The sequence below is a fragment of the Paenibacillus aceris genome (assembly GCF_017874035.1).
Classification (GTDB): Bacteria; Bacillota; Bacilli; order Paenibacillales; family NBRC-103111; genus Paenibacillus_E; species Paenibacillus_E aceris.
On record NZ_JAGGKV010000002.1, the window covers coordinates 122582 to 139149 of the forward strand.

General features: G+C 45.7%; 16 protein-coding genes. 1 reads left to right on the top strand and 15 read right to left on the bottom strand.

Annotated elements, in window-relative coordinates; all coding sequences use genetic code 11:
- Nucleotides 1–74 precede the first annotated feature (74 nt).
- The 8 genes from J2Z65_RS04750 to J2Z65_RS04785 all read right to left on the bottom strand — a co-directional run bounded on the left by J2Z65_RS04750 (nt 75) and on the right by J2Z65_RS04785 (nt 8044).
- Complete coding sequence (locus J2Z65_RS04750) at nt 75–1112, bottom strand: SAM-dependent methyltransferase (RefSeq protein ID WP_167054115.1); 1038 nt, start codon at nt 1110–1112, stop codon at nt 75–77.
- 20 nt (nt 1113–1132) lie between these two features.
- Nucleotides 1133–1900 carry an ABC transporter ATP-binding protein gene (locus J2Z65_RS04755; RefSeq protein ID WP_167054113.1) on the bottom strand — a complete coding sequence of 256 codons (768 nt, stop codon included), beginning with the start codon at nt 1898–1900 and terminating at the stop codon, nt 1133–1135.
- Nucleotides 1901–1927: 27 nt separating this feature from the next.
- A complete protein-coding gene (locus J2Z65_RS04760) occupies nt 1928–2266 on the bottom strand; it encodes a cyclic-phosphate processing receiver domain-containing protein (RefSeq protein WP_167054111.1) in 339 nt (112 codons plus the stop codon).
- 44 nt (nt 2267–2310) lie between these two features.
- On the bottom strand, nt 2311–3144 hold the full coding sequence (locus tag J2Z65_RS04765) for a deoxyribonuclease IV (RefSeq protein WP_167054109.1): 834 nt from the start codon (nt 3142–3144) through the stop codon (nt 2311–2313).
- Nucleotides 3145–3159: 15 nt separating this feature from the next.
- Nucleotides 3160–3969 (bottom strand): bifunctional DNA-formamidopyrimidine glycosylase/DNA-(apurinic or apyrimidinic site) lyase, encoded by an 810-nt coding sequence (gene mutM, locus J2Z65_RS04770; RefSeq protein WP_167054107.1) that lies wholly within the window; start codon nt 3967–3969, stop codon nt 3160–3162.
- A 72-nt stretch (nt 3970–4041) separates the two neighbouring features.
- A complete protein-coding gene (locus J2Z65_RS04775; RefSeq protein WP_167054106.1) occupies nt 4042–5484 on the bottom strand; it encodes a ribonuclease H-like domain-containing protein in 1443 nt (480 codons plus the stop codon).
- Nucleotides 5481–7769 carry a DEAD/DEAH box helicase gene (locus J2Z65_RS04780; protein WP_167054104.1) on the bottom strand — a complete coding sequence of 763 codons (2289 nt, stop codon included), beginning with the start codon at nt 7767–7769 and terminating at the stop codon, nt 5481–5483. Before J2Z65_RS04780 ends, J2Z65_RS04775 begins: the two co-directional genes overlap by 4 nt.
- A gap of 59 nt (nt 7770–7828) precedes the next feature.
- Nucleotides 7829–8044 (bottom strand): hypothetical protein, encoded by a 216-nt coding sequence (locus J2Z65_RS04785; protein ID WP_167054102.1) that lies wholly within the window; start codon nt 8042–8044, stop codon nt 7829–7831.
- 156 nt (nt 8045–8200) lie between these two features.
- Here J2Z65_RS04785 and J2Z65_RS04790 point away from each other — a divergent pair, with 156 nt between their 5' ends.
- Complete coding sequence (locus J2Z65_RS04790) at nt 8201–8803, top strand: nitroreductase family protein (protein ID WP_167054100.1); 603 nt, start codon at nt 8201–8203, stop codon at nt 8801–8803.
- 45 nt (nt 8804–8848) lie between these two features.
- On the opposite strand, the gene J2Z65_RS04795 is transcribed toward J2Z65_RS04790, so the two are convergent.
- The 7 genes from J2Z65_RS04795 to murJ all read right to left on the bottom strand — a co-directional run bounded on the left by J2Z65_RS04795 (nt 8849) and on the right by murJ (nt 16559).
- Nucleotides 8849–9826, bottom strand: a complete 978-nt coding sequence (locus J2Z65_RS04795) for a phosphatase PAP2 family protein (RefSeq protein WP_167054098.1) — start codon at nt 9824–9826, stop codon at nt 8849–8851.
- 24 nt (nt 9827–9850) lie between these two features.
- Nucleotides 9851–10555 carry a glycosyltransferase family 2 protein gene (locus J2Z65_RS04800; protein ID WP_167054096.1) on the bottom strand — a complete coding sequence of 235 codons (705 nt, stop codon included), beginning with the start codon at nt 10553–10555 and terminating at the stop codon, nt 9851–9853.
- 21 nt (nt 10556–10576) lie between these two features.
- Nucleotides 10577–11485 carry an XrtA system polysaccharide deacetylase gene (locus tag J2Z65_RS04805; RefSeq protein WP_167054094.1) on the bottom strand — a complete coding sequence of 303 codons (909 nt, stop codon included), beginning with the start codon at nt 11483–11485 and terminating at the stop codon, nt 10577–10579.
- A gap of 12 nt (nt 11486–11497) precedes the next feature.
- On the bottom strand, nt 11498–12676 hold the full coding sequence (locus tag J2Z65_RS04810) for an ATP-binding protein (protein WP_167054092.1): 1179 nt from the start codon (nt 12674–12676) through the stop codon (nt 11498–11500).
- A gap of 94 nt (nt 12677–12770) precedes the next feature.
- Entirely contained in the window at nt 12771–14621 is a 1851-nt protein-coding gene (locus J2Z65_RS04815) for an HD-GYP domain-containing protein (protein ID WP_209855778.1), read from the bottom strand.
- On the bottom strand, nt 14621–14974 hold the full coding sequence (locus tag J2Z65_RS04820) for a DUF2304 domain-containing protein (RefSeq protein ID WP_167054088.1): 354 nt from the start codon (nt 14972–14974) through the stop codon (nt 14621–14623). The genes J2Z65_RS04815 and J2Z65_RS04820 overlap by 1 nt, the downstream gene beginning before the upstream one ends.
- Nucleotide 14975: 1 nt before the next feature.
- Complete coding sequence (gene murJ, locus J2Z65_RS04825; protein ID WP_167054086.1) at nt 14976–16559, bottom strand: murein biosynthesis integral membrane protein MurJ; 1584 nt, start codon at nt 16557–16559, stop codon at nt 14976–14978.
- Nucleotides 16560–16568: the final 9 nt, after the last annotated feature.

Genomic DNA, 16568 nt, shown 5'->3' on the forward strand with positions numbered 1-16568 from the left:
CCCCCTTCATCAAGTTATTAATTACCTTGATTATAAGAGGGATTTTAATTGAAATCTACATTTTTTTCCACAAACTACATCTTCTGCAAATAAAGAGTTAACTCTTCTCGGTTGTGAAAAAGCTGTTTCGCTTTAAGCAAGAAAAGGGATGGTTCCAGAATACGTAATATGTCCCGAACCGTTTGAAACGGCTTTTTATGCATAAGTTTGACCGTAATGATCGCTGTACCGCCACTTTGCAGTGAGTAGAGCAAATCTGCGACCAAACGCCCCATTTGCCGGGGGTCCCAGCTCATGTCACAAACAAGTAAGTCAAACTCGTTATCACGCAGCTTCACATCGCTTGCATTTTTCTTATAAATCTTAAGACTAGAGTTGCCAAGCAGCCTTGGACTCATTGCCGCTGGGTCAATAGCTGTGACTTGTAAGCCGCGTTCTAACAACAAGGACGTCCAACCACCAGGTGCGGCTCCGATATCAAGCGCTGTTCTAGCAATGCTAAAATCAATTCCAAACCGCTGTTCCGCTTCCAAAAGTTTGAATTTGGCGCGTGAAATTTGGTCCTCTTCCTTCATGAAGCGAATGGCTCCGCCCGACCAATCGGACAAATTGTCCGCTGGCTTAGATAGCCCTACAAACAGCTTTTTGGCGTTGATGTAAATGGAAATAATTTGATCGGCATAACGAACTACCGGTTCAGCATGAATCTCCGAAACAAGAATCTCGTCTAACGCGGCCTTGACCGAAAAAGGAGCATAGGGTACATCTGCGCGTTCTTCTTTACGCACTTGGATGGCGATCTTTTCTCCAGAATGAAGGAGACCCGCTGCGTACGCATTGTTCAACCAACTTTTGAGATGTTCAAGATCTACTTCCGTTCCGGTGATTTCCCAGTCTTGTAAAACAGGTTGTATATGTCGCAGAAAAATAGGTTCCTGCTCTTTGATGGTTGTTATTGCATCTTCTGTGCCTTCGGGCACTTCGAATAAAAATACTTCTGTTGGCACAAGCAATGTGAACTTGGTCAGCGGAAATAACTTACGGATTTCATCTTGCGCATACTGCGCGAACCCGTGATTCGAAGTACCAATGTATGTCGTAATTTGTGTCATAGCCGCATCCTTTATCGTCTTTAATCCAAAACCTTAATCCACGGTCGATCCTGAAACCATTCCAATGCAATATCCACGTCGAAAGCTTTCCGGATATTTTCCGGCGTCAGCACCTCTTTCTTAGGTCCTGCAGCAATTAACTCACCCTGTTCAATAATGGCAACATGTGTAATTAACGGAATGATTTCTTCAATATGATGGGTCACATAAACGACTGTAATGTCCTGTTTGCTAAGCTCATTGACATCTCTTAAAAAACGTTCCCGTTCGTATAAATCTAAGCCTGCAGCCGGTTCATCCAACACAAGAAGTGACGGCTTCATCATTAACGACCTGGCCAGCATGACTTTTTTCCTTTCGCCTTGCGACAAACTGCCTAACGTTTGATGAGCCAAATGAGGGATGCGCACACGCTCCAGCATGACCATTGCGCGATCCAGAACATCTTGTGGAATCTCCTGATAAAAGCGAAGATAGGCATACTCACCTGTAGCCACAACTTCAATAACTGGGTCGCTTAGATTTAATTTTTCCATAAGTGACTGAGAAATATAACCAATCTTCTTTCGGACTTCCCTCACATCACACTGCCCATATCGGTTACCCAACACGTCTACGGTTCCCCGACTTGGAAATTCATAACCATTCATCATTTCGAGCAGAGTTGTTTTGCCAGATCCGTTACGACCTAACAATACCCAGTGTTCACCGGGATTAATATGTACATTCACATCATTTAAAATATGTCTTTCTCCTCGAATAAAATGAATATGTGATAAATGAATCATCTTATGCTACATTCCTTTCTTCTTACACTAAGTTCTCTGTGCAATTTGCAGCAGCAAATCGTCCGGTATCGGGTGTGGGTATATATGCACCCCTTCAGGCTTGGCTGTATACAGCATTTGATACATTGCCGTACAAGCCGTCTGGCTTGAAGTATGGATATAAATGCTCTTAGGGAATTTCCGCTTTTGAACCAGCCATATGACTACATCCATGCCTGTTTGCTTCGTCATCCAGCCCATATCATGATCTAACGATAAAATGTCAACGTCGCATTCTTCGAGCAGCAGTAGACACTCCTGTATATTTCTGGCAAGCGTAAAACCTTGGGGACAAGGGCGCAGATCATCTAAGTATACATGAATCATGACTGGATTTCCCTCCCTTCCTGTGCATGCAGTGCAGTGCGTCATTAAGCGTCACGGGATAAAGCTTTAACCAAAGCAATTTCCTCAGCATGGGTGCCGTCGGGCCCTTTTCCCGTTTCGAGAACGACAGGGATATGCTTCAAATAAGATGAGGACAACAGTTCCTCGAAATTATGTTGGCCAATATATCCCATTCCAATGTTCGCATGGCGATCTCTTCGCGAGCCATAAGGATGAAGCGAATCATTCAAATGAACGGCCTTCAAATGGGGAAAGTAATCAAGGTGACTCCCTTTGGCCTCAAGCTCTGACCAACCATGGTTTTGCCATAAACCGCTAGCAAACGCATGGCACGTATCTAAACAGAAACCAACTTTCTCTGGGTTCCGGCACAACTTACGCACCTGGACCATCTCTTCCAAAGTAAGCCCTAGCTGAGATCCTTCGCCGGCTTGATTCTCAAGCAGAATGAAAGACGCCCCCTCATAGCCATGAGTGGCGCTATTCAAACATTGTATTATATTTTTATAGCCTTGTAACGGGTCTTTTCCAACATATTTTCCAAAATGAACCACTAATCCGACGGATCCGCATGCGTTGGTTATTTCGAGTCCGTTCTTTAACAGCTTCACCATTAACTCTCGCTCAGCCTCGTCTGCCGCCGGATTCAGAGGATATGGAGCATGTCCGATCGATAGCATGTCGTGCTCCCGGCAAAATGCAGCACAGGCAGCGGCATCACGCAAATTTACCGTTTTTGTAGAAAGACTCCTTGGATTCATTGGAAAATATTGAAAAGCATTTGCGCCCATGGATAACGCTGTTTTTGCCGATCCAATATATCCTCCCCGCGTACTAACATGAGCGCCAACATACATGACCCCTCAGCCCTTTCACGATTGACAGTTCGCACAGTAAAAGCATTTGCGACTAGAAACTTCTGTCTTCACAAGCGGATGACCACAGCGTAAGCAGGGTTCACCTTCTCGGTCATATACGCGGCATTTCGCGTCAAACTGCCCTGTTAACCGATCTCCGACAAATAAAGGCTCATCGATATAACCGCCGTACTGAATAGCTTCGAGCAAAACTGAACGCATCGCCAAGAAAAGACGGTGCTGCTCCTCTTCAGTTAGCGTTGACAGCTTACGCAGAGGCAGAATCCCCGCAGAAAAACATATCTCATCCGAATAACAATTCCCAATACCTGATAAAAAAGATTGATCGACTAACGTTACTTTCAGATTGCCTTTCTTACCTTTGAGAACATTCTGAAACCGGGCAAATGTAAAGCCAGCATCTAAAGGCTCTGGTCCTAGCTTACTTAATAACGTTGCAACCTCAGGCAAGGCATACATATGCAAATAACCTAGGCGTAATCCAATGAAATATAAGTGTTTGTCACCATAATGAATGACCACTTGCGTCGTCCGGTCCGGCTTCTCCTCCTCCGTTCCGAAGAACATCCATCCACCCAGCATTAAATGCAGCAATAATACTTCGCCTGAACTCAAATGAAAAAGCAAATGCTTTGCACGGCGATCAATATGCACAATCCGATTGCCGGTCAATTTCTGAATAAACCGTTCAGGCTCCACGTTTAAAGATTTCGGACGGGTTACTTCCGCCCCTGTAATAGGCGCGTTTTGAATGAGTCTCGTTAGCTGCTGACGATATGTCTCCATCTCCGGTAGCTCAGGCATGACACTTGCTCCTTGCCGTTTTCTTCCTTGTATATCCAATTGGAAGGGAAAGTAAACGGAATTTAACGCGACTTAAATCAATCCCTCACTCACGTAAATTGGTTTCAACCTGTTTGTTTTGCCTTTTGTGGCTTTTGTTCTTGGCTTGCCGTTTCTAGAGGTGGATGCTTCGCGGACCGGTGAATTCTCGGTCTTTCTCAATTTATCTTTCAATCGGTGAATACGCTTCTCTAACGCTTCCTCGATTTCATTCTGCTTACGATCACCGCGATGCAGGGAGCGCCTACGCCAAAGCTTAGCCCAAGCCTCTTCAGCATAAAAGATGGCCTGATTCAAATTCCGCTCTCGATGCTCATAATACATTGCCAGCTCCAAATAAGGCTCCAATTGCAGCGCTAAACTTGCATTCTTGATGTGAATCCATCGTTTCCACAAATCTACGGCACGAAGATAATCACCTTTCTTCTTATAAAAGGCAGCTAATTGCAGAATGGCTGATTCATGCTGAGAGGTGTTCGAGGGTTTGGGTTCAAGCATGAGCCTGGAAAATAAATGTTCGAGGAACGTCTCCGCTAGCGCAAACCGTTCCATTTTGTCTAACCAGAGACCTGTTCGAAATAGCTCTTCTAATTCGAGTTCGGCACTCTGTGCGGGAATTCTCTCCGAAACAGCTTCGTCATCAAGTTCAGTGCTGGGCACGGTTGGAACAGGTACCATGTCTCCGCTTAACAGCTTGGAAAAATGAATCGCTAAAGCCGCTAATGTGACGATATCATGCTCATTATGCACGAAAACGCCCTGCAGGACAGCCGGATTCTTCTCCGCCAAGTACTGAAAATAAAGGGCCGGTGCCATGGAGCCAGGAACATCGTCCACGCGCTCAAAGCCAAGTCGGCTCTCTTCAACCTTGCTCAATCGGCAGGATGGCAGCGTATTTCGCCACAAGCTTCTGGAAGGATAGAGCAAATCAAGCTGAAGAAGCTTCGAATCATCCAATGTGAGACGGTTGAGAACGTAGCGATTTTTAAGAATCGGCCAATCAAAGGTTCGGCCGTTATAGGAAACAATATGCGTGAAGCGGTCAAGCAGCTCTTGCAAATATACAAGCATAGCTTGCTCCTCCGCCGGATTGCGAATCAAAAGCTGTTCCACCGTGAACAGCTCATCCGTGTAATAGCCGATGCCGACCATAAACGGCACGTTGCCAGCACCGACACCGAGCCCTGTCGTCTCGGTATCAAAGAACAGCAGCGCATCGTGCCGGACGACAGCGGCGCGGTCGTGAAAGCAGGACAGCTGCTGCGCACAATCGGCCAGCTCCCGCAGCCGATACTTGCCATGCACGCTGTCCGTGCCGTACTCGCGGCGCCGCATGACGAACGAGCCTGCCGGGCTCGTCTCAATATGCGCGCCGAGCTGCACCCACTCGTCGTCTGCCACAGGCAAAGTCGGCGGCGCGGTCTGCGCCGCTGCGGGCCCCCGCAGACGGCCGAGCCTTTCGCGGAGCCCGCTCATCGGGCACCGCCATCCAGCTGCGCCAGCAGCTCCAGGGCGAGCTTCTTGCCGAGCAAGCCGACCTCTTCGATCGGCCCGACGCAAGCAGGGCAGCCGCTGATGCAGCCGCAGCTTTGGATGAGGCTGCGCGCTTGATCCATGAGCTGACCGTGCACCTCATACAACCGGTCGCTCAACCCGACGCCTCCGGGGTACCGGTCATAGAAAAACACCGTCGGCAGCTTGTTATGCACCGCCTTAACCTGCGGGACAACTCGAATATCCATCGGATCGCACATTAAATACAGCGGGGCAAGATGCGAAAGGACATTCGCAATGCCGAGCAGCGCATGCTGCATGTCGTTGGCTGAACGGCCTGCCGACATGTCTTCGTCAAAGGTGAACCAGTACGAACTGGTATGCAGCTCTTCTTCCGGCAAACGGATGGGTCCCGAACCTATGTTCTCATGAGTCCTCAGTCGGATTTTCTTGAAAATTGTTGGCTGCGCATTGACCGTCACCTCTCCTAGCTGCCGCAGCAATCCGCCGCTCCGCCCTTCACGGTTCACATGCAGCACCTTCAGCTGCACCGCCAAGCTGGCATCGGTGAAATAGTCCACATCAACTTGACGGACAAACGCCTTCTTCTCTTCATAATCCAGTTTCTCCACCTGAAATTGGACACCCTCATGTATATATATCGCCTCTTCATGAATAAGGGTAGGCGCACTGAAACGATCGCATTCCCCGATCACTCGATTCGCATTGGTCATATCGATAATAATGAAGTTTTCTTGTGCTGCAGACCGCAATGAAATGTTGTGCGCCGGAAATGATTGCTCCATCCAGTACCAGCGGTCATTCACTTGATGCAGCACCTGCTCCTCGGTTAAATATTCCAGGACATCCGTGAGCGACTCGTCACCGAACTTTTCATTCGCTTCAAAAGGAAGCTCATATGCGGCGCATTTCACATGATCGACAAGTATGATCAAGTTATCAGGATGAATACGCGCCTGCTCTGGCGGGCGTTCGAAGAAATAACGCGGATTCTGGATCAAGTACTGATCCAGCGGATTGCTGCTCGCGACGAGAACCGTCAGCGAGGTCTCCTGCCGCCGTCCGGCACGCCCGGACTGCTGCCAAGTGCTGGCTATCGTGCCCGGATAGCCATTGAGCACGCACGCTTGCAGCTGGCCGATGTCGATGCCCAGCTCCAGCGCGTTCGTGCTCACAACGCCGCGGATTTCTCCGCTACGGAGGCCTTTCTCGATCTCCCGGCGCAGCTTCGGGAGATAACCGCCGCGGTAGCCGCGGATCGATTTGCTGCCCAGCTCGTGGGTCACGAGCTCCTGAAGGTAGGTCAGCAAAATCTCCACGCGTACGCGGCTTCTTGCAAACACAATCGTCTGGATTCCGCTTCGCAGCAGCGTGCCTGCCAGCTTGCGCGTCTCCAAGACGGAGCTTCTACGAATCCCCAGCTGCTGATTCACCACTGGCGGGTTATAAAAAACAAAGTGCTTCTCGCCTGCCGGCGCTCCGTTATTGTCTATCAGCGCTACGCTTTCTCCAATAAGCCGCTCCGCATGCTCCTTCGGATTATCGATCGTCGCCGACGCGCAAATAAATTGCGGCTTCGATCCATAAAACCGGCAAATGCGCTTCAGTCTGCGAATGACATTAGCCACATGACTGCCAAAAACACCGCGATAGGAATGCACCTCATCGATCACAATGTAATTCAAGTTTTCAAACAGCTTCACCCATTTGGTATGGTGGGGGAGGATCGCGGAATGCAGCATATCCGGATTCGTCACGACAATATGCCCGGCATTGCGGATCGCTTGTCTAACCGTTGGCGGCGTATCGCCGTCATAGGTATGCGTTTTGATATCTACCTCCATGAAATCTACCATTTCCTGCAGCTCGGCAACCTGATCCTGCGCGAGCGCCTTAGTTGGAAATAAATACAATGCACGTGAAGCATCATTCTCCAGAATTTTTTGCAAAACCGGAAGATTGTAACATAGCGTCTTACCTGATGCCGTCGGTGTCACCGTAACCACATGATGACCGGCCGTTGCCTGACGGAACGACTCCGCTTGATGCGTATATAGCTGCTTAATCTGCTTATGCTTCAGCGCAGCTCGAATACCCTCGTGCAATCCCGCTGGAAAATCAGCCAGCTTCGGATCGCGCGGGGGTATGGTGTGCCAATATGTAACTTGTGACATGATGTCCTGTTGCTTGCGCAGCCAGTCAATCATTTCATTCATAGAAGAAACCTTACCTGTTAAAGGATTCATACGTCGAATCTCCTTACCAATCTCATTTCTTCTATTTTACAGAATATACGTTCGTATGTCTACATGAGATCGGATGAATCATCATAATCATACCGAATCCCTTCGTGATCAGCAGTTGCGGTTGGAGCATTGGCTCTGAAGGCTTGTATCGCACTTTCTTGCATCTTGATCAAAACTTCCTGGTAATCTCTAGAACGGTGCTCTTCCATATCATGTTTCATCGCAGTTCTCAAAGCTCTTTCAATGATCACAACATCATGACTAGTAAAATTCACGGTTCCTCGCACCTCGTCTCGGTACTTTATTTCATAACCTTTAGCTTTTCCATTTTCGGGAAAACACATACAGGTCATGGATATTTTTCAAAACTCGTATTGGACAGCGAAATCAGGTAAAATTAGGTAGAGCACATACATAAGGAGGAATTCATAATGACAACATCTTTACCCGTCGAAGTCGAATCCACTCGCCAACCGGATCACGAAATCAATCCGCAATTCCTGACGCGTTGGTCCCCTCGCTCGTTTACGAATCAAGAGGTAACCGAAGACGTACTCCTTAGCCTGTTCGAAGCGGCTCGCTGGGCACCTTCCGGCAGCAATTTGCAGCCGTGGCGCTTTATTGTTGCTCGTACAGACGAGCAGCGAGCTAAATTTCATAGCTTTATCGCGCCAGCCAACCGGGAATGGTGTGAAAAAGCTCCAGTCCTTGCTCTCGCCATTTCCTATACAAAAGCGACTAACGGGAATAACTCTCCAAGTCATGCTTTCGATACAGGAGCTGCGTGGGGATACCTGGCGTTAGAAGCCAACAATCAAGGTTTAATCACACATGCTATGGGTGGCTTTGATCATAATCAAGCGCGTGAGACGCTTCAGATTCCGGAAGATTACCAAACACATGCTGTCATTGCAATTGGCTATCGTGGTCCAGTAGAAGAATTGCCGGAACGCTTTCAAGAGCGTGAAGCTCCTTCCACTCGGCGTCCGGTAAGCGAGTTTTTGTATGAAGGAACATTTGGTCAAACTCGTTAACCATAAAAGAACACTTCATTCCGTGGCTGGAATGAGGTGTTCTTTTTATGCCGGTCTCGATTTATTGGGATCGGAAAAATTCACTTTTTCTGTGAAAGGTAATGACGATTTAACAACGCGATCTCGTTGCTTAGCCCAAAATGCTAGTATTTTAGGACATATCCATGCAACTAACAGAGATAAAATAACACCTGCGATAACATCTACTCCATAATGTATACGCAAATAGACAGTCGCTAGGATAATCGAAAACATAATAGGGGCATAGAGCCACATCCATTTTCGGCTATATCTCCACACAAGGACAAGCATAACAACGGAAATTCCAGTATGTAAACTTGGGAATACGTCAGCTGCCGGCGTAAAAACTTTATTATCCATCATCATAGCCGTCAATCCCCCGAGCGGGGTTGAGTACGTATATGTAAAGATGGGTCCTATCCCTGGTACAATTATATACAGTAAATAACCTATATAGAAAGTCATTAATGCTATTGTCGTATATTCCAACAATGCTTTACGGCTACACCACCACATGAGAAAAATTGAACCATAAGTAAATATAAACCAAGATAAGTAGGTTGCACTAAACCATAGTGTTAGTGGAGTATTGTTGATCGGTTCAAGCCAAACAGCCGGTTGTTTACCGAAAAATAAAGTTGCATCCCAGTCCTGCAAAGCCGAGTCCAACAGCGGTAATCCGCGGGCTGAAATATAATGAACAACGGCTTCAAATGAAATGAGCATGACTAAGAAAGAAGCCATTACACGGGATAGAAGCTTTGCGTGACCTGCAAACCGTACATTTTTCACAAAAACGGCAGTCATTAGAAATATGATCATGAGCAAAGTGATACTTTTGGTTATGGGACCTGCTGTCGAAGCGATACGAAAGATTTCATCCATCAAGCTTTCAGTTTCCAAGCCCACTTCATAGATGACCGTTAGAGTTAACAACATGGCTAAACTAAGCAGTTCATGAAAATCCAGTTTTAAAACAATCTTTTGTAGCTGCTTCCACATCTCGAATGGACTCCTTTTCTGCACTCACGCATCTCTCATTACTCGAGTTAATCTAGCAACCATTATCGATAATGTCACTTTTAACATATAGTAGACACTTTTGTATGAATAAATGGATGAACTCCCTGACTCACGAGCTCGCATCACAACAGGTACCTCTTTAATTTTCATGCCCAAACGGTGCGCAATAACGATGGATTCCGGCTCCGGGTAATCGTTTGGATAATGCTTGGCAAAATAGGAAATTGCACGTTTACCGAAAGCTCTGAATCCAGAAGTTGGGTCCGTAATTTGCATACCGCTTATCATACGAATTAGATGCTGGATATACAAGATCCCTACCCTTCTCATTTTAGTAGATTGAAAGCCTTCGTAATTGATGAAACGAGATCCGATTACAATATCGTAGCCATCTTGGGTAATTGGAGTGACGACTTTTTCAATAAAATTCGGATCATGCTGACCGTCCCCATCAATTTGAATCGCGATATCATAATTGTGCTGCTCCGCATACTTATATCCGGTCTGGACCGCTCCGCCGATTCCTAGATTACAGGCAAGGTCAATGATTTTGATATTCTTCTGCGTTTTCGCCAAAAGTAAAGTTTGATCGATAGACCTGTCATTAATGACTAGAATATCAAAGTTACCGGCATTTTTAATGCTATTGATTGTTTTCACAATATTCTGTTCTTCATTAAAAGCAGGAACAATAATGAGAATCCTCATAACCAGTCAACCTCCTGTCTGCTATCCGCTAATCGTTCGGCCGCCTGCGCCTGCAGGTCTGTAAACAGCACTTTCATTTAAGCTCCATACGACATCAAACTCTTTTTGCGAATGAAATAAATAGTTTTCAACCGTCGTAAACCGAAACTCTCTCAATAACTTCTCTAACTTTCGTTCACAACTGCCTATTTGATAGTAATGTATAAAATGATCCCTGAAGGAGAGCTTCTCCAGTTTTGGCTGATGCGGATCAATTTCTCTAGGATGCAAATAGAAAATGACAGGCTGACCTGCTTTGTTTAAAACGCGAAACATTCGTCGAATCACCGCGTAAGGGAGAAAACGGAAGTAAAACCCTCCGGAAAAAGGAACATTCTTGGAACCTAACTGAACGGTTGAAGTTGGAAATTCTAACATGCTTCCCTCACGGAAGTTCATTTGAAATGGCATTCTGGGGGCATCAGGAATCCCGTAAAGAAATGTTTTCACTGGAAAAATGCTGGCATCATACTCAATACCATTGCGTTTGAGAACGGAGAATACCCATGGCGTCTCGTGCTTTACAGACCATGACGGAGCCCGAAATCCCTTTGGTCTTTGGCCAATTGCCTTTTCGATGGTTATTATCGATTTTTGCAAATCTTCCTCAAACTCCTGTTCGCTTTGATTATAAATCAATTGATGCCCGTAGCCGTGTGAGGCAATCTCGTGCCCTCTTTTATGAATAAGACGGACGAGTTCCGGATACTTCTCGGCGATCATGCCCAGTGTAAAGAATGTTGCTTTCGCTTGATATCGGTCAAATAAATCGAGCATTTTGTTTGTATTTCCGATTACCCGCTCCTCATAATCCTGACCGGGCTGAAATAAGTTATCTTCATAATTCGCGTGATACCATTCCTCTAGATCAATAGTTAATACATTTTCCAAAGCGATCACCTCTCAACGGCGAATTAAAAATTTCCAAGTTGTTCTAGGATTCAAAGAATATCGAATGGCGGACAAGAAAAATCCAGCCGTTGGCCATGGATCTCTCCTCGATATAATGTCGTCCGGCACTTGTAAGGTCCAATAAGGCGGATCCATTGCTTTGCGATTAGGATTAGTAAGATAATGCAGCGTATCCCCAGGTAATAGAGCGCGGCCTTGTTGTCCCAAAGTGTAATCGTGAACGGGCTCCGATGCGGTCTTGTTCATCCATTGAAAGGTAATCCATGGAAAATCCACCCCACTGCAAATCGCAAGATGCACTGAGCTCCAAAACCGCGGATTGATCTCCATGAATTGGGGCTTCCCGTTGCGCGGATCAATCATAAATTCCACATCAGCAACTCCGACCCATGAGAGCTTATCCATGAGTGCTAGTGAATACGAAATCAATTCAGGGTACTCCACACTTTCGCGAACCGTACTTGGACCTCGATCTGCAGGGAAATTTCTGATCTCTCGCTGCACAAAGGATGCTTGCATCTGATGGCTATCATCGTAATAAACGCATACATCGTATTTAGGGCCGAGCGGAATATACTCTTGAATCAGAGGGTTGGGATATTCCCTATGAACCGCTTGATATTGTTCTAAAAGTTCATTCTCATTGTGCACAAAACGGATGCCGCGAGAGCCGGAGCTTTTTCTTGGTTTAATCGCAAGCGGATAATGCATGGAGCCGGTGAGCCCTAGAAGTTGACTGCCGGTGATTTCCTCTGATGAAAAAAACGGTTCTACTGTTTCTGGGCATGGAACCCCGACTTCCTTAGCCAAACGCGCGGAAAGCCCTTTATCTACAGCGATTCGGTATCCCTCCGTTGGAGGCAGCGTAAGCTGACAAAGAGGCTCTAGGAGATGTCGATGTTCAATAACCGCTTCCATGGTGTCATCATCCATCACGAAGAGCATGTCCACACCTTCACGCTTTACAGTATTGACAACCCAATCAATAAATTGCTTCTTCTTCGTTGCGGGGTCGGGATAAACCATCGATTTATGGCTGAATTTTGAAAACCCGCTTGTATGCCAAGAATGTTTATCTGCAGTTATTACCCGTATTCCTCTAGCACCCAACGAGCGAGTAACCGCAAGCGCTTTGCTAGTAACGCCGTTAGTACATAGCACCGTACTCACCTTACCGCCTCCATCCCGTTCAAATTAAGGCCAGAATCCGATAACAAACGGCACAATTCGACATGATCGTTACAAAAAAAATGTTCCATAAGATCTACTTCACCGATGATCTCGTTACAAATTCCGTACGCACAAAGCAGGTTGCACACGATTTACCATGTGAACTGCATAGATTGCCTTCAACCTCCCAGCAATTAACCCGGCTTCCTTTGTTACTGTTGATATATACAGGGCAATGCTCACAAATACTTGAAGGTGTGCAGCACATCTCCCAGCAATTGCCGAGAGAACGCTCGGCGAAATTAGGATCTCTACGCTTTCTCTGGTACCAACGAACCAGTGCATCAACAACCTGTTTGTCCAATTGAGTCCCAGATGCGGAGATTAGCATTTGAATGGCTTTCTCAAAAGAAAGCGGGTCTCTTTGCTTTCGCCCGTTAATTTTGGCCAAGAACGTTTGTACGACTGCTAAAATACGCGCTCCAACCGGAATTTCGTCCCCTCTCAGACCAGCGGGATACCCAGCTCCATCCATTCGCTCATGATGGTACATAATAAAAGAAGCGAGTCTTTTATTCCCTGTGGTTACGCTCATGATGGAAGCACCAACTTCAGAATGCAGCTTCATCATCTCAAACTCAGCTTCCGTATATTTTCCTTCTTTTTGATAAAGATCAGATGATAATCCCAGGACACCTACATTACTTAGATAGGCAGCTAAAGCAATGTCCCGAATTTCATCCTCGGGAAGTCCCATTTCTTTGGCAATAATAATGGCGTAGCGGCTCATTTGATCTGAATATCCAACTGTGTACGGATTTAAGTTATCCATCATACGAGCCAATTTTTTGAGAATACGGATATAAACCTTCGACAAATGTTGAATTGGGGCCTGCGAATTTATAATATCCAATAGGTCATTAGCAATCATGGCAAATGGGTCTGTTTCTAGTACGGTATTTTTTTGAAACAGGTACACTAGCATCCCTCGATGACCGACTTGAGCTGCCGCAATCGTCTGGGTGCCCTGAGCGGCTAGCACAGATGGGATTTCATTGAACGCTGCTTCGCCTTCTCGAATAACTACGCTCTCTTTGCCTTCGATTTGTGAGCAAATAAATCTGAGAAATGCATCATTTTGTCCCAACTCCCTTTGGATTTCCGCCTCTACACCAATCGAAGTGGAAATTTGCCATGAGGCAGACAATTTTTCAAAGAAAAGAGCACCAAAAGCTCCTACTGATTTGAGACTAGCCATTAACATTAAATTCAAAGTGACTTTAGGATCAATAGCTGCATCGCTTATGTTTTGAAGTGCTTTACCAGATGCTACGACAACGTCAACTTGATTGCGCATACGTTCCGAAAGAATTAATTCCGGTAGGACATATTGGATTTGAGTCGCGAACTCGTCAAGCTTCATTTTCGTGTTTCGGCTGACTTTTTTGACCGGACCAATACGAACAGCCCCAATTCCTCCTAGCGGCATGAACAAAAGAGGAACCTCTCCCTCGTCGACCATTTCTGACTTACTTGGAATAGAAGTCATATTGATTGAAATTGGCGGCATGTAATCTTCCTTTTTGTAAGCAGCTAATCCACTATAAGAAGGCCTGACCTTCCCAAAATCAGTCTCGCTATGTCTAACACCTTTTAAGATATACTGCTTGTTCTTTGTATCGTATATATAGAACGCATAGACTGGAGCCTCAATTACTGTTCCTATCCGCTCCAGCAAATAGTTGATGTTTGACTCAATTCCTTTTGCGGCTCTGACATTTTCCAGGAGAAGATTAGCTCGATCCATCCTCTCCCTCACTAGGGTCATTCGACGGATCTGCCAAATACAAACTAGCAGTGTTACAAGAAACAAAAATCCAAGTGCAACTACTCCATACATGGCGTATTGTTCTATAAATTCATAGATGTCAGGCAAATTACTCATCACTGCCCCTCCTGTTCACCATCAACTTTTTGCAGAGCCACATGCTGAGCTAGTTGCTTTACTTTTTCATTTAATACCGAGATTTGAATCGATTGATGAAGCACAATTACCAACAGGATGAGCGCAGAAAATAAGAAAAGCAGCGCTGGCGGGTAATCCACTCCAATTTTTCTCGCGGTCCAGTTAAGCAGTGACGGAAAAGCGGAAATGATTAATATGCTGAGTGCTCCGGCTAACCAAAGTAATGTATTTCTCTCATTGATTTTTTTCTTAGCCAATAAATACATGACGATGCCGGCAAAACTTCCGCCAACAATCAAGTAAATAATTCTTAATACATTAATGCTGCCCATACTAACGCCCCTTCCAGCCGGAATTCCTGATCAGTTTAATTTTCCGCAAAGTGGCATAATAGATCACTAAGCAAGCTAAAGATCCCGATGCCAAGATAATGATGCCTATCCCTTTACCGTTGTTCCCGTCAAAATAATTCCATGACAGGAATAACAGAAATAGCAATAGGCTTGGGAGTGCATTTGCCATCAGCATTTTTCCAAATATCCTTATTGCTGACTGGATTGAAAGCTGCAGCTCTTTTGAAATAAGCATTGTGAGCAATACTGCGCTTACCGTTGCTCCAATAGCAGCGCCATAACCAAGACTAGCCGCACCCAACGTATCTTTAAGCAAATAATCTGCTGCAATGTTTACGCCCGAAGCGAAAATTGAAACTGCCAGCGGTAAAAGCATTTTCCCGGCAGCAAGAAAATACCGCACGCAAACAGCTGAAATCGATAAACCAATGATCGATAGCGAGTAGCCTTTTAAAATCTCCGCAGTAATGTACACAGAATGCTCATTAAATGCCCCGCGTTGAAATAAGATCGAAATAATCGGAACCCTTAAGAAAAAAAGAAATAACGTTGTGGGCAGAGTAACTAACAGGATGTCCTTAAACGCGTTTGCAATTGTCGACTTTAATTTGACGGTCTGGTTCAGGAATACATCCTGAGACATCGACGGGAGAACAACCGAGTAGATTGCAGCCACAAAAACCCATACAGGAAGCTGAGAAAGACGAAATGCATAGTTCAATCCGGCAACGATACCTGATCCCATACCTGCAGCTAAATTCCTTTCTACGAAATAGCCAATCTGGCTGCTGGCTAAAATCAATAGATAAGGTACGAAAATCTTCCACAACTGGCCTTGGGCTTGCCGGTCCCTTGAAATGTGCTCAATCGCAGCATGATCAATCATTCGACTATCACCCATTGCTCGCAATGGCTTCTTTCGCCATATGACAAACCAGATAAATGCTGTCATGGCAATGGCTCCGAGTAAAAGGCTCCAAGCTACTAGATAAACCATCTGAACTTGATCTAGATGCATGACCATAGAGTAAATTAACACCAAAATAATCAACAAGTGTGATAGTAAAGGCGCACCTGCAGGGACTGAAAATATACCCGTGGTTTGAAGAAGAGCGCTACCGACTGCGAATACCGGGAATATAACAATTGTCGATAGCAGAATTTGAATTAACGAAGCGGTGAGCCGTCCTAGAGTGGATGTACTAGAACCAGCCAGTAGGGCAGTTGCTTCATTGTTGTATAACCAGAGAACTAACCAAACCGCTAAAGCCAAGAGGCAAAAAAAGATTGTCGTAGTTCGTACTAGATTTACGAAATGAGCTTTACTTCCAGAAGCGAACGCTTTGGCGAAAACCGGGACACAAGAAACTCCAATTGCAGAAGCTATGAGATTGTTACCTATTGTATCTGGGAGGAAGTAAGCAAGCGTGAGACTATCCGCTGCGAGGGAAGTGCCAAAATTAGTCGCTGTCAAAACATCTTTAAGAAAGGCTAAGACCGCTACAGTGCCGTTCAAAATAGCAACGACACCAACCGTTCCGAATAAAAAGCCTTTGGCCTCCAATAGCCACCC

Bases quoted from the DNA above. Each gene is read 5' to 3' on its own strand.
- J2Z65_RS04750 (WP_167054115.1), bottom strand. From the start codon at position 1,112: ATGACACAAATTACGACATACATTGGTACTTCGAATCACGGGTTCGCG.
- J2Z65_RS04755 (WP_167054113.1), bottom strand. From the start codon at position 1,900: ATGATTCATTTATCACATATTCATTTTATTCGAGGAGAAAGACATATT.
- J2Z65_RS04760 (WP_167054111.1), bottom strand. From the start codon at position 2,266: ATGATTCATGTATACTTAGATGATCTGCGCCCTTGTCCCCAAGGTTTT.
- J2Z65_RS04765 (WP_167054109.1), bottom strand. From the start codon at position 3,144: ATGTATGTTGGCGCTCATGTTAGTACGCGGGGAGGATATATTGGATCG.
- mutM (WP_167054107.1), bottom strand. From the start codon at position 3,969: ATGCCTGAGCTACCGGAGATGGAGACATATCGTCAGCAGCTAACGAGA.
- J2Z65_RS04775 (WP_167054106.1), bottom strand. From the start codon at position 5,484: ATGAGCGGGCTCCGCGAAAGGCTCGGCCGTCTGCGGGGGCCCGCAGCG.
- J2Z65_RS04780 (WP_167054104.1), bottom strand. From the start codon at position 7,769: ATGAATCCTTTAACAGGTAAGGTTTCTTCTATGAATGAAATGATTGAC.
- J2Z65_RS04790 (WP_167054100.1), top strand. From the start codon at position 8,201: ATGACAACATCTTTACCCGTCGAAGTCGAATCCACTCGCCAACCGGAT.
- J2Z65_RS04795 (WP_167054098.1), bottom strand. From the start codon at position 9,826: ATGTGGAAGCAGCTACAAAAGATTGTTTTAAAACTGGATTTTCATGAA.
- J2Z65_RS04800 (WP_167054096.1), bottom strand. From the start codon at position 10,555: ATGAGGATTCTCATTATTGTTCCTGCTTTTAATGAAGAACAGAATATT.
- J2Z65_RS04815 (WP_209855778.1), bottom strand. From the start codon at position 14,621: ATGAGTAATTTGCCTGACATCTATGAATTTATAGAACAATACGCCATG.
- J2Z65_RS04820 (WP_167054088.1), bottom strand. From the start codon at position 14,974: ATGGGCAGCATTAATGTATTAAGAATTATTTACTTGATTGTTGGCGGA.